The 12,193-nt window shown below is 65.3% G+C and carries 12 protein-coding genes; 2 read left to right on the forward strand and 10 right to left on the reverse strand.

Annotated elements, in window-relative coordinates; translation table 11 throughout:
* Window positions 1-371: 371 nt before the first annotated feature.
* From ACTWJ5_RS12705 to ACTWJ5_RS12745, 9 genes are all read right to left on the reverse strand, one after another.
* Window positions 372-1,187, reverse strand: coding sequence for a secretin N-terminal domain-containing protein (locus tag ACTWJ5_RS12705; protein ID WP_074980669.1), 816 nt, complete (start codon window positions 1,185-1,187; stop codon window positions 372-374).
* Window positions 1,184-1,801: a DUF7931 domain-containing protein gene (locus ACTWJ5_RS12710; RefSeq protein ID WP_253410751.1), complete on the reverse strand. Its 618-nt coding sequence runs from the start codon at window positions 1,799-1,801 to the stop codon at window positions 1,184-1,186. The genes ACTWJ5_RS12705 and ACTWJ5_RS12710 overlap by 4 nt, the downstream gene beginning before the upstream one ends.
* A gap of 10 nt (window positions 1,802-1,811) precedes the next feature.
* Window positions 1,812-2,240, reverse strand: coding sequence for a GNAT family N-acetyltransferase (locus ACTWJ5_RS12715; protein WP_009623246.1), 429 nt, complete (start codon window positions 2,238-2,240; stop codon window positions 1,812-1,814).
* Complete coding sequence (locus tag ACTWJ5_RS12720) at window positions 2,233-3,408, reverse strand: ribosomal protein uL16 3-hydroxylase (protein WP_253410749.1); 1,176 nt, start codon at window positions 3,406-3,408, stop codon at window positions 2,233-2,235. Before ACTWJ5_RS12720 ends, ACTWJ5_RS12715 begins: the two co-directional genes overlap by 8 nt.
* 60 nt (window positions 3,409-3,468) lie before the next feature.
* Window positions 3,469-4,839 carry an adenylosuccinate lyase gene (purB, locus tag ACTWJ5_RS12725; protein ID WP_444438873.1) on the reverse strand — a complete coding sequence of 457 codons (1,371 nt, stop codon included), beginning with the start codon at window positions 4,837-4,839 and terminating at the stop codon, window positions 3,469-3,471.
* Window positions 4,840-4,955: 116 nt separating this feature from the next.
* On the reverse strand, window positions 4,956-5,582 hold the full coding sequence (hflD, locus tag ACTWJ5_RS12730) for a high frequency lysogenization protein HflD (protein WP_074980665.1): 627 nt from the start codon (window positions 5,580-5,582) through the stop codon (window positions 4,956-4,958).
* Window positions 5,579-6,718 carry a tRNA 2-thiouridine(34) synthase MnmA gene (gene mnmA, locus ACTWJ5_RS12735; protein WP_444438875.1) on the reverse strand — a complete coding sequence of 380 codons (1,140 nt, stop codon included), beginning with the start codon at window positions 6,716-6,718 and terminating at the stop codon, window positions 5,579-5,581. The genes hflD and mnmA overlap by 4 nt, the downstream gene beginning before the upstream one ends.
* Before the next feature lie 40 nt (window positions 6,719-6,758).
* Window positions 6,759-7,226 carry an NUDIX hydrolase gene (locus ACTWJ5_RS12740; protein WP_249919626.1) on the reverse strand — a complete coding sequence of 156 codons (468 nt, stop codon included), beginning with the start codon at window positions 7,224-7,226 and terminating at the stop codon, window positions 6,759-6,761.
* A gap of 132 nt (window positions 7,227-7,358) precedes the next feature.
* Window positions 7,359-9,581, reverse strand: coding sequence for an NADP-dependent isocitrate dehydrogenase (locus ACTWJ5_RS12745; protein ID WP_074980662.1), 2,223 nt, complete (start codon window positions 9,579-9,581; stop codon window positions 7,359-7,361).
* Between the two features lie 396 nt (window positions 9,582-9,977).
* On the opposite strand from ACTWJ5_RS12745, the gene icd reads away from it, so the two are divergent.
* Window positions 9,978-11,234: an NADP-dependent isocitrate dehydrogenase gene (gene icd, locus ACTWJ5_RS12750; protein ID WP_444438878.1), complete on the forward strand. Its 1,257-nt coding sequence runs from the start codon at window positions 9,978-9,980 to the stop codon at window positions 11,232-11,234.
* An 80-nt stretch (window positions 11,235-11,314) separates the two neighbouring features.
* Here icd and cspD read toward each other — a convergent pair whose 3' ends face one another.
* On the reverse strand, window positions 11,315-11,590 hold the full coding sequence (gene cspD, locus ACTWJ5_RS12755) for a cold shock domain-containing protein CspD (protein WP_058490152.1): 276 nt from the start codon (window positions 11,588-11,590) through the stop codon (window positions 11,315-11,317).
* Window positions 11,591-11,817: 227 nt separating this feature from the next.
* Between cspD and clpS the strand changes: the two genes are divergently transcribed.
* Window positions 11,818-12,180, forward strand: a complete 363-nt coding sequence (gene clpS / locus ACTWJ5_RS12760) for an ATP-dependent Clp protease adapter ClpS (protein WP_024128657.1) — start codon at window positions 11,818-11,820, stop codon at window positions 12,178-12,180.
* Window positions 12,181-12,193 lie beyond the last annotated feature (13 nt).

Genomic DNA, 12,193 nt, shown 5'->3' on the forward strand with positions numbered 1-12,193 from the left:
GGTGGAGCGGGCGAACAGGTAGATGATCGCAGCGATGGCATTCGGGATCGCTTGCCGGCTCGTGGCTGCCGTTGGGCGAGGGCGAATGGCTGCATTCGACCATCTTGCTGATACGTTGTTTGCTTCCCCGTCCCTCAGGACAACTTCTTGCCAGTCGCAACCTCGTCATTTCGCCTTGTGGGCTGTAACAACACGGACCGGCACAGCGAGTGGGCTGCGGGCTCGATCCGGAGGCCCGGTTCAGGGCCCCTGGTTAGCGGGAGCGAGGCCATCATGCCTTTCGAACAAACGTTCGTCAAACGTTTTGTAGTGTTTTTTTTGGACTACTACACGAAGGTCTAAGGAGGACTCTCCGGTCACCTTCGGAAGGCTTAGTCGAGCACTTCGACCTTCACCCGCAGGCTGCTGTCGCTGCGGCCCTGGGTGCTGTAATTGCGCGTCAGGCCGCCCTGGCTGCCCTGGCTGTTTTCGCTGACGCCGCCCACCTCGATCCACTCGCCGAGGCGGCCGCTCAGGCGGGTGCTGGCGCCGGCGGTGTCCATGGCGCCGGGGGCGCTGTTGTTGAAGCGGTCGTTGCGGGTGTCCAGGTCGATGTGGACGATGTTGCCGCTCAAGGTGGCGGTCACGTACATGCCGCGGTTGGCGTCGCGGTACTCGGTCTGGCTGTAGACCTGGCCGTAGGGGCCGACGCCGACGTTATATACCGGCTGGCTCTGGCCGACCTGGATCAGCGCCGGCGAGCCCTCGGTGGTCTGGATCTGCTGCACGCCGCCGCTGCGGCTGGCGGTGGAGCTGTCGATGATGCGCACCTGGTCGCGGCCGTGGACCTCGCCGCGGCCGCTCTGGATCTCGACGTTGCCGACGCTGGCCGAGCCGTTCACCGAATAGCCGCTGCGGCTGCGCTGGCTGGAATCGCTGGTGTCGACGCTGATCAGCAGGCGATGGGGGCGGGTGTCCAGTTGCTCCAGCACCTGCTGCAGCTCGCGAATCTTCGCTGGCTCGGCGTTGACCACCAGTTGGTTGCCGTAGGCGGTTACCCGGCCTTCGTTGCCGAGGACCTGCTGCACCACCGGGAGGATTTCGTCAGCGGTGCGGTAGCTCAACGGCAGGATCTCGGTGCGCGGCGCGGCCTGGACGGCCAGGCTGATGGCGCAGGCGAGGAGCAGGGCGGTTCGGCGATGGCTCACAGCAGGAAGCTCCGCAGGTTAGGGTCGGCGAGGCTGGTGTCCCAGGCCTGGTCGAACTGCGCCTGGAGCTGGCGCACGCGGCCGGGGTCGTTGTAGTGGGCATGGCCGGCGGGCAGCGCTGGTTCGGTTCGCAGCAGCAGGCCGAGTTGGTCGGCGAGCAGGAAGGCCTGTTCCGGGCTGGGGTAGTCCGGGTTGAGCAGGCGGATGTGCAGGTTGCTCGACAAGCGCCGGCTGAGGTTGAGCAGGCGGTGGCCTTCCCTGACCGGGCGGGTGCTGTCGCGCAGGAGGATGCGCAGGCGGTTCTGCGGATGGCGCAGCAGCAGGCGGGTGCAGGCTTCCTGGATGCTGCTGTGGTTGTACAGCCAGGCTTCCAGGTCGGGGCTGTACAGGCACAGGCTGCGGCTGGCCTGCTGCATCAGCGCCAGGGCATGGGAGCGGGCGGCCTCTGGTTCGCCGAAGCGTTGCAGGCCGCTGGCCTCGCCGAGGCGGAAGGGCGCCGGTTCCCAGGGTTGGGAGGTCGGCAGGTCGGGCGCCGGGTTGTGCACGCTGAAACGCCCCGGGGATTGGAAGTCGATGGCCGGGAGTTGGCCTTCGTGGTCCGGGGCGTCTTTCATCGCGGCTTCCTCAGGCGCTTTCGCGCACCATGTCGACGTGGGGCAGGCCGGCTTCGAGGAATTCGCCGCTGGCCACCTTGAAGCCTAGCCGCTCGTAGAAGGGGATGGCATAGACTTGGGCGGTGAGCAGCTGGCGCTTGAGCTGGCGGCGCTCGGCTTCCTCGATGGCGGCGCGCATCAGCTGGTCGCCGACCTTCAGCCCGCGCCAGTCCTTGAGTACCGAGACGCGGCCGATGTGGCCGTCGGGCAGCAGGCGCGCCGTGCCGATTGCGTAGTCCCCCTCGAAGGCGAGGAAGTGCACGGCTTCCGCGTCCTCGGCATCCCACTCCAGTTCCGGCGGCACCGATTGCTCGGCGATGAAGACCGCCTCGCGGATGCGTCGCAGGTCGGCATTGTCCTTCTGCCAATCGGCCAGGCGAACCCTGATCTTGTTACTCATCGGCAAACTCCAAACTGCCCTGTTTGACCAATTCTGCCAACAGCTTACGCCCATCCTCGTCGCCCAGCCATTGGCCGAGGTTGTCGCTGTGCAGGGCGTCCGCCGAGCACACCAGCTTGAGCAGCGGCTCCATGGCCTTGGGCAGCACCACGCTCTGGCCGCTGGAGAACAGCAGCAGGCCGACGTCCACTTCGCTCCAGGCCAGGCGCGCGCTGGGGTTGCGCACCAGTACGGCGCCGTCTTCCAGGGCCTGCCGCAGGTCCGTGTCGTCGATCTCCTCGCCGGTCACCAGTTCCGGGTAGCGCGGCTCGGTCATGAACTGGCCGAACCAGGTGAGCAGCAGGCGCTCGTCGCTCATGTGCTCCTGCAGCAGGTTCTTCAGGCGGTCGAGGGCGTCGCGCTGGATCTTGTGCTGGTCCTCGCCGCTCTGCACGGCGGCCATGCCGGCGTCGCTGTAGCGCTCCTCGTCGGAGAGGAACTGGGCGAGGAAGTCGGTGAAGTGGGTCAGCACCTCGGCGGCGCTGGGGGCGCGGAAGCCGACCGAGTAGGTCATGCACTCGTCCTCGGCGATGCCGTAGTGGGCCAGGCGCGGCGGCAGGTAGAGCATGTCGCCGGGTTCCAGCACCCATTCGTCGCTCTGCTGGAAGTCGGCGAGGATGCGCAGGTCGGCGTGCTGCAGCATCGGGCTGTCGGCGTCGCACAGCTGGCCGACCTTCCAGCGACGGCGGCCGTGGCCCTGCAGCAGGAACACGTCGTAGTTGTCGAAGTGCGGGCCGACACCGCCGCCGGGAGCGGCGTAGCTGATCATCACGTCGTCGATGCGCCAGCTGGGCAGGAACTTGAAGTGCTCCAGCAGGCCGGCGACTTCCGGCACGAACTGGTCGACGGCCTGCACCAGCAGGGTCCAGTCGCGCTCGGGCAGTTCCTTGTAGGTGTCCTCGCTGAAGGGGCCGCGGCGCATTTCCCAGGGGGTGTTGCCGTGTTCGAGGACGATGCGCGACTCGACGCTGTCCTCCAGGGACAGGCCGGCCAGCTCGTCGGCCTCCAGCGGGCTTTCGAAACCGGGGATGGCCTGGCGCACCAGCAGGGGTTTCTTCTGCCAGTAGTCGCGGAGGAATTCATCGGCGCTGATGCCGCCCAGGAGCTGAAGAGGAATAGCAGGATTCATATGTAAGTCCTTGAAACAAAAACGCCCGGCACAGCCGGGCGTGCAAATGTTCAGCGCATGTCAGATGCGCTTGGCCTGGGCGGCGGCGTTGCCGATGTAGTTCGCCGGAGTCAGCTTCTTCAGCTCGGCCTTGGCTTCGGCGGGCATGTCGAGGCCTTCGATGAACACTTGCAGGGCCTCGGCGCTGATGCCTTTGCCGCGGGTCAGCTCCTTGAGCTTCTCGTAGGGGTTCTCGATGCCGTAGCGGCGCATCACGGTCTGCACCGGCTCGGCCAGGACTTCCCAGCAGGCGTCCAGGTCCTCGGCGATGCGCGCGGCGTTCAGCTCCAGCTTGCCGATGCCCTTGAGGCTGGCTTCATAGGCGATGACGCTGTGGGCGAAACCGACGCCGAGGTTGCGCAGCACGGTGGAGTCGGTCAGGTCGCGCTGCCAGCGGGAGATCGGCAGCTTGCTGGCCAGGTGCTGGAAGATCGCGTTGGCGATGCCCAGGTTGCCTTCGGAGTTCTCGAAGTCGATCGGGTTGACCTTGTGCGGCATGGTCGAGGAGCCGATCTCGCCGGCCACGGTCTTCTGCTTGAAGTAGCCCAGGGAGATGTAGCCCCAGACGTCGCGGTCGAAGTCGATGAGGATGGTGTTGAAGCGGGCGATGGCGTCGAACAGCTCGGCGATGTAGTCGTGCGGCTCGATCTGGGTGGTGTAGGGGTTCCAGGCCAGGCCCAGGTCGTGGACGATGAACTCGCGGGCGTTGGCTTCCCAGTCCACCTGCGGGTAGGCCGACAGGTGGGCGTTGTAGTTGCCCACGGCGCCGTTGATCTTGCCCAGCAGCTCGACTTCGGCGACCTGCTTGATCTGCCGCTCCAGGCGGTAGACCACGTTGGCCAGTTCCTTGCCCAGGGTGGTCGGCGAGGCCGGCTGGCCGTGGGTGCGCGAGAGCATGGGCACGTCGGCGAACTGCACCGCCAACTCGCGGATCGACTCGGCGATCTGGCGCATCAGCGGCAGCAGCACCTGGTCGCGGCCTTCGCGCAGCATCAGGGCGTGGGACAGGTTGTTGATGTCCTCGCTGGTGCAGGCGAAGTGGATGAATTCGCTGACCTTGGCCAGCTCCGGCAGCTTGGCCGCCTGCTCCTTGAGCAGGTACTCCACGGCTTTCACGTCGTGGTTGGTGGTGCGCTCGATTTCCTTGATGCGCTCGGCGTGCTCCAGTTGGAAGTCCTCGGCCAGCTTGTCGAGCAGGGCGTTGGCTTCGCCGGAGAAGGGCGCCACCTCGGGGATGCCGGTGTGCGCCGCGAGGCGCTGCAGCCAGCGGACCTCAACCAGGACGCGGAAACGGATCAGGCCGTATTCGCTGAAGATCGGACGCAGGGCGCTGGTCTTGCTGCCGTAACGGCCGTCGACGGGGGAAACCGCGGTGAGGGAGGAAAGCTGCATGGGGCGTTCTCGTGGCTGTCGGTCAACGAAAAGGGCGCACATCATACACGAAAGGGCGCGCCGTCGCCCGTACTTGCTGCCATGTGGAAGGCGCCCGGGCGGGCGCCCCGGGCCGGTCAGTCGGCGCCGCGCAGGATCGGGCGCAACTCGTTGAGCAGCTTGCGCCGGCCGAACACCATTTGCCAGCGGTTGCCGCCCAGCTGCCGCCACAGGCGCGCCGAGCGGATGCCGGCCAGCAGCAGGGCGCGGATGCGCGCGGCGTTGGCGTTGATCTGCAGGTAGCGCATGTCGCCGTGCACCTGGATGCGCTGGCGGAAGGTGCTCAGGGTGTCCTGGTAGAGGCCGGCGCAGGAGGCGATGACGTTCTCGTGGACCAGGCCGAAGTGCTGCACCTGCTGCTGCACCTGGTCCAGGCGCGAGCCGATCAGGTCGAGCATATCGTCGCGCTTGGCCAGCTGGCGCTCCAGGCCGATCAGCGACAGCGCATAGCGCAGCGGTTCGCGCTGCAGGCTGTTGGGATCGCGCTCCAGGGCGCTGGCCAGGGCGCGGAAGCCCTCGCGCAGGTTGTGGATGTCGCCGCCGAACACGTCCAGGGTGGTCTTCGGCTCGCGCACCAGCAGGCTGCCGAGCATGCAGCCCAGCGGGGCTTCGGGAATCTGCCCGGTGCGGGCCAGGCGGTCCACCAGGGCGGCAGCTTCGAAGACGCCGGCGAGGGCGATCAGTTGGTCGCGCAACTCGCTCATGCACGCTCCTTCGCGTAGGACGGTTCGGCCGATTCGATCACACCACCGCCCAGGCACACCTCGCCGTCGTAGAACACCACGGACTGGCCCGGGGTGACGGCGCGCTGCGGCTGGTCGAACACTGCGCGGTAGCCGGCGGCGGTGCGCTCCAGGACGCAGTCCTGGTCGGCCTGGCGGTAGCGCACCTTGGCGCGCAGGGCGCGCGGTTCGGGCAACTCCAGCGGGTTCACCCAGAAGATGTTCGAGGCGTGCAGGGCGCGGGAGAACAGCCAGGGGTGGTCGTTGCCCTGGCCAACGATCAGCACGTTGCGCGCCAGGTCCTTCTCCAGCACGTACCAGGGGCTGTCGTCAGCGTTCTTCATGCCGCCGATGCCCAGGCCCTGGCGCTGGCCGATGGTGTGGTACATGAGCCCGGCGTGGCGGCCGATGACGGTGCCGTCGGTGGTCTCGATGTCGCCCGGCTGGGCCGGCAGGTACTGCTTGAGGAAGTCGCTGAAGCGGCGCTCGCCAATGAAGCAGATGCCGGTGGAGTCCTTCTTCTTCGCCGTGGCCAGGCCGTATTTCTCGGCGATGGCGCGCACTTCCGGCTTCTCCAGTTCGCCGACCGGGAACAGCGTCCTGGCGATCTGTTCGCCGCCCACGGCGTGGAGGAAGTAGCTCTGGTCCTTGTTCGGGTCCAGGCCCTTGAGCAGTTCGGTGCGGCCGTCGATGTCGCGGCGGCGCACATAGTGGCCGGTGGCGATCAGGTCGGCGCCCAGGGCCAGGGCGTAGTCGAGGAAGGCTTTGAACTTGATCTCGCGGTTGCACAGGATGTCCGGGTTCGGCGTGCGCCCGGCCTTGTATTCGGCGAGGAAGTACTCGAAGACGTTGTCCCAGTACTCGGCGGCGAAGTTGGCGGTGTGCAACTTGATGCCGATGCGGTCGCAGACGGCCTGGGCATCGGCCAGGTCGGTCATGGCGGTGCAGTATTCGGTGCCGTCGTCCTCTTCCCAGTTCTTCATGAACAGGCCTTCCACCTCATAGCCCTGCTCCTTGAGCAGGAGGGCGGAAACCGAGGAATCCACGCCGCCGGACATGCCGACGATGACGCGGCCCTTGCCGGGCTGGACGGGGGAGGTAGTGCTGGAATCGGACATGGCGGGCTATCGCAGGCGTCGGTGCAAAAGCGGGATTCTATCAGGCCGGGTTCGGCACGGGCAGTTCGGCGTCGCGGATCAGCGCCAGGGGGAAGCGTCCGCCGGCCAGGTAGTCGTCGATGCAGCGCGCTACCAGATGGCTGCGCCAGCTGTCCCGGCAGGCTTCCAGCTCCTCGCGGGTCAGCCAGCGCGGGCCGATGATGCCGTCGTCCAGCGGCAGCTCCGGGCGGTGCCGCAGCGGGCGGGCGGCGAAGCACACGCGCTGGTAGGTCACGCCGTTGCTGGGTGCGGTGTAGAGGTAGATGCCGGTGACCGCGGTCAGTTCGACTTCCCAGCCGGTTTCTTCGAGGGTTTCGCGTACGGCTGCCTGCAGCAGGCTCTCGTCGGCCTCCAAGTGGCCGGCGGGCTGGTTCAGCACGGTCTTGCCGTGGGAGGTTTCCTCCACCAGCAGGAAGCGGCCCTGGTCTTCGACGATGGTTGCGACTGTGATATGCGGTTGCCAGCGCATGGATGGTCCTCCGGGGGGAAATGGGCATGATAACCCTGGAAGGTGGGGACGGTGTTGGGTGGAGGCGCAGCCCCGAAAAGCAAAAACCCCGGCACCAGGCCGGGGTTTTCGTCGGTCACGCTAGCCTTCGATTCAGTTCAGCGAGTCGATGGCGGCGTTGAAGGTGGCGCTGGGGCGCATCACCTGGCTGGTTTTCTCCGGGTTGGAGCGGTAGTAGCCACCGATGTCCACGGCCTTGCCCTGGGCGCCGTTCAGTTCGGCGATGATGGCCGCTTCCTGTTCGGTCAGAGTCTTGGCCAGCGGGGTGAAGTGGGCTTTCAGCTCGGCGTCTTCGTTCTGCGCGGCCAGGGCCTGGGCCCAGTACAGCGCCAGGTAGAAGTGGCTGCCGCGGTTGTCGATCTCGCCGACCTTGCGCGCCGGGGACTTGTTGTTGTCCAGCAGCTTGCCGGTGGCTTCGTCGAGGGTCTTGCCCAGGACCTTGGCCTTGGCATTGCCGGTCTTGATGCCTTCTTCTTCCAGGGACACGGCCAGGGCCAGGAACTCACCCAGGGAATCCCAGCGCAGGTAGTTCTCTTCCACCAACTGCTGCACGTGCTTCGGAGCCGAACCGCCGGCGCCGGTCTCGTACATGCCGCCACCGGCCATCAGCGGAACGATGGACAGCATCTTGGCCGAGGTGCCCAGCTCCATGATCGGGAACAGGTCGGTCAGGTAGTCGCGCAGGACGTTGCCGGTCACCGAGATGGTGTCCTGGCCGCGGATCATGCGCTCCATGCTGGTGCGGATGGCTTCGTTGTAGCCCTTGATGCTGATGTCCAGGCCGGTCAGGTCGTGGTCCTTCAGGTACAGCTCGACCTTCTTGCGCAGCTCGTTGTCGTGGGCGCGCTCCGGGTCCAGCCAGAAGATGGCCGGAGTGTTGGACTGGCGGGCGCGGGTGACGGCCAGCTTGACCCAGTCGCGGATCGGGGCGTCCTTGGTCTGGCAGGCGCGCCAGATGTCGCCGGCTTCGACTTCGTGCTGCATCAGCACCTTGCCGTCTTCGTCGACCACGCGCATGGTGCCGTCGGCTTCCATCTCGAAGGTCTTGTCGTGGGAGCCGTATTCCTCGGCCTTCTGCGCCATCAGGCCGACGTTCGGCACGCTGCCCATGGTGGTCGGGTCGAAGGCGCCGTTGGTCTTGCAGAAGTTGATCATCTCCTGGTAGATGCGGGCGTAGGTGCTCTCCGGCATCACCGCCTTGGTGTCCTTCTGCTTGCCGTCCTTGCCCCACATCTGACCCGAGTTGCGGATCATCGCCGGCATCGAGGCGTCGACGATCACGTCGCTGGGGATGTGCAGGTTGGTGATGCCCTTGACCGAGTCGACCATCGCCATTTCCGGACGGTGGCTGTACACCTCGTGGATGTCGTGGAGGATCTCTTCCTGCTGCGAGGCCGGCAGCGACTTGATCTTGTCATAGACGCTGGAGATGCCGTTGTTCGGGTTCACGCCCAGCTCGTCGAACAGTTGGCCCCACTTGTCGAACACGTCCTTGTAGTAGACGGTGACGGCGTGGCCGAAGACGATCGGGTGGGAGATCTTCATCATGGTCGCCTTGACGTGCAGGGACCACATGACGCCGGTTTCCTTGCAGTCCTGCAGGGTCTTCTCGAAGAAGGCGCGCAGTTTGTTGCAGCTCATGAACATGCTGTCGAGGACTTCACCTTCCTGCATCTTCAGGGTCTTCTTCAGCTCGACCTTGCCGTCCTTGCCGACGAACTCGAGGCGGACTTCACCGGCCTTGGGGATGGTGACCGACTGCTCGCTGGAGAAGAAATCGCCGCCACGCATGTAGTCAGCGTGGGAGCGCGAGGCCATGCTCCACTTGCCCATGCTGTGCGGGTGCTTGCGGGCGTAGGCCTTGACCGCGGCGGGGGCGCGGCGGTCGGAGTTGCCTTCGCGCAGGACCGGGTTCACGGCGCTGCCCAGGACCTTGGCGTAGCGGGCGCGGGTGTCTTTCTCTGCGTCGGTCTGCGGGTCTTCCGGGAAGTCCGGGACGGCGTAGCCCAGGGCCTGCAGCTCGGCGATGGCGCCCTTGAGCTGGGGGACCGAGGCGCTGATGTTCGGCAGCTTGATGATGTTGGCGTCGGGTGCGGTGGCCAGCTTGGCGAGGTAGGCCAGGTCGTCTTCGATGGCCTTGTCGCCGAGCTTGTCGGTGAAGGCGGCGAGGATGCGTCCTGCAAGAGAGATGTCGCGGGTTTCGACGTCAATGTCGGCGGAGGCGGCGAAGGCCTTGACGATCGGGAGGAGCGAGTAGGTGGCGAGGGCGGGTGCTTCGTCGGTGAAGGTGTAGGTGATCTTCGAGCGGTTGGACATCTACTATGACTCTCTTCTTTGCTGGGCGCGCACAGAGTCTCGATACGCCTTGGTGGGCGCTTTCGTCCGACACGGCAAGGTGCCGGCATTCGAGAATTGCCGCGGGGATATAGGGGCGCCAGTAGAGCGTTGTACGACCGCGTCAGGGTGGCGACGTGGCCGTTGCGAGGGGAGGGGTCTGGTCCCAGACGGCTCGGACCTCGATGACTGTGAAGTCACGGCGCGCAGTATACCACTCTCGCGGCGGGGTGACGCACCCGCGGCTTTTAGACTAAGGCATAAGATTGTGGTTAGGGGCCGGCAACTGGGCTACCCTCAGGAACCCGGGCCTGTTCCCGTCACGCCGCGACGAAGCGGGGCTGGTCCCTGAGGTTCAACCACAGCACGGAGTTCAGCATGGGATACCAGAAGATCCAGGTGCCGGCCGCAGGTGAGCGCATCACCGTCAATGCCGACAATTCCCTGAAGGTACCGAACAACCCGATCATTCCCTACATCGAAGGCGACGGCATCGGCGTGGACATCAGTCCGGTCATGATCGACGTCGTCGATGCGGCAGTGGAAAAGGCCTACAGCGGACAGCGCAAGATCGCCTGGATGGAGGTCTATGCCGGCGAGAAGGCCACCCAGGTCTACGACCAGGACACCTGGCTGCCCGAAGAGACCCTGGAAGCCGTGCGTGACTACGTGGTGTCCATCAAGGGCCCGCTGACCACCCCCGTCGGCGGCGGCATCCGCTCCCTCAACGTGGCCCTGCGCCAGCAGCTCGACCTCTACGTCTGCCTGCGCCCGGTGCGCTGGTTCGAGGGCGTGCCCAGCCCGGTGAAGAAGCCCGGCGACGTGGACATGGTGATCTTCCGCGAGAACTCCGAGGACATCTACGCCGGCGTCGAGTGGAAGGCCGGTTCGCCCGAAGCCGAGAAGGTCATCAAGTTCCTCACCGAGGAGATGGGCGTCAAGAAGATCCGCTTCACCGAGAACTGCGGCATCGGCATCAAGCCGGTCTCCCGCGACGGCACCAGGCGCCTGGTGCGCAAGGCCCTGCAGTACGCCGTGGACAACGACCGCAGCTCGGTCACCCTGGTGCACAAGGGCAACATCATGAAATTCACCGAGGGCGCTTTCAAGGACTGGGGCTACGAGCTGGCCCGCGAGGAGTTCGGCGCCGAGCTGCTGGACGGCGGTCCCTGGATGCAGTTCAAGAATCCGGTGACCGGCAAGAACATTGTGGTCAAGGACGTGATCGCCGACGCCATGCTGCAGCAGATCCTGCTGCGCCCGGCCGAATACGACGTGATCGCCACCCTGAACCTGAACGGTGACTACCTCTCCGACGCCCTGGCGGCGGAAGTGGGCGGCATCGGCATCGCCCCGGGGGCCAACCTGTCGGATTCGGTGGCCATGTTCGAGGCGACCCACGGCACCGCGCCCAAGTACGCCGGGCAGGACAAGGTCAACCCGGGCTCGCTGATCCTCTCCGCCGAGATGATGCTGCGCCACATGGGCTGGACCGAAGCGGCCGACCTGATCATCAAGGGGATGAACGGCGCCATCGCGGCCAAGACCGTGACCTACGACTTCGAGCGGCTGATGGACGGCGCCAAGCTGGCGTCCTGCTCGGAGTTCGGCGAGGCCATGATCGCCAGGATGTAACAGGCGTGAGACAACGAAAAAAGGCCGGTTCCCACCGGCCTTTCTTCATCGCTTCGCCGGAAATGGCGGGGCAGGGGGAATCAGGCTTCTGCGGTGACGCTCTGCACCTCGCTGCTGGGGCTGGCCTGGGCGGCGCTGGCCGGCGCGCTGGCGCCGATCGGCTGGATGTTCACCGCATGCAGACCCTTCGGACCTTGCAGGATCTCGAAGCTGACCGGCTGGCCGGCCTTGAGCGTCTTGTAGCCATCCATCTGGATTGCCGAGTAATGAGCGAACAGGTCCTCATCTCGGCCGTCGGCCAGGATGAATCCATAGCCCTTGGCGTTGTTGAACCACTTGACCTTACCGCTGAGCATGCTGATATCCCTCTGCAAAGGACTCCATCGCTGGAGTATCATCCACTACGATTCCGCTCCAGCCCCAGAGGTTCCAGGGCCGCAGAACGCCTGATACCCGCTGTGGGGTATCCTTTGTTTGTAACACCGTTTCGGGGTTAGTCAAGGCGCTCTCGTCCGTGCCTGAGATTCCGGTCAAACTCCACTCAGGCCTTTAATTCCCACGTTGCGAACCCATTTATTCCAGCATGCATGCAAGTAGCCAGATTCGACTAACATTCAATCAGGACCGTCCCGATCCCCTCGAGGAAGAGGGGGCCGGGCTCGCGGTCGAGGAATCCAAGCCGGCCCTGAAACCTCCGCCGATGTACAGGGTCATCATGTTCAACGATGACTACACGCCGATGGATTTCGTGGTAGAGGTACTGGAGCTGTACTTCAACATGAACCGGGAGCAGGCGACCAAGGTCATGTTGACCGTACATACTCAAGGTAAGGCGGTCTGCGGCACGTTCACCCGTGACATCGCCGAGACCAAGGCCATGCAGGTCAATCAGTATGCGAGGGAGAGCCAGCATCCACTGTTGTGTGAGATTGAGAAAGAAAGCTGATGCGGATGTTTGG

The sequence above is a fragment of the Pseudomonas sp. A6 genome (assembly GCF_052367875.1).
In the GTDB taxonomy this organism is placed as follows: Bacteria; Pseudomonadota; Gammaproteobacteria; order Pseudomonadales; family Pseudomonadaceae; genus Pseudomonas; species Pseudomonas citronellolis.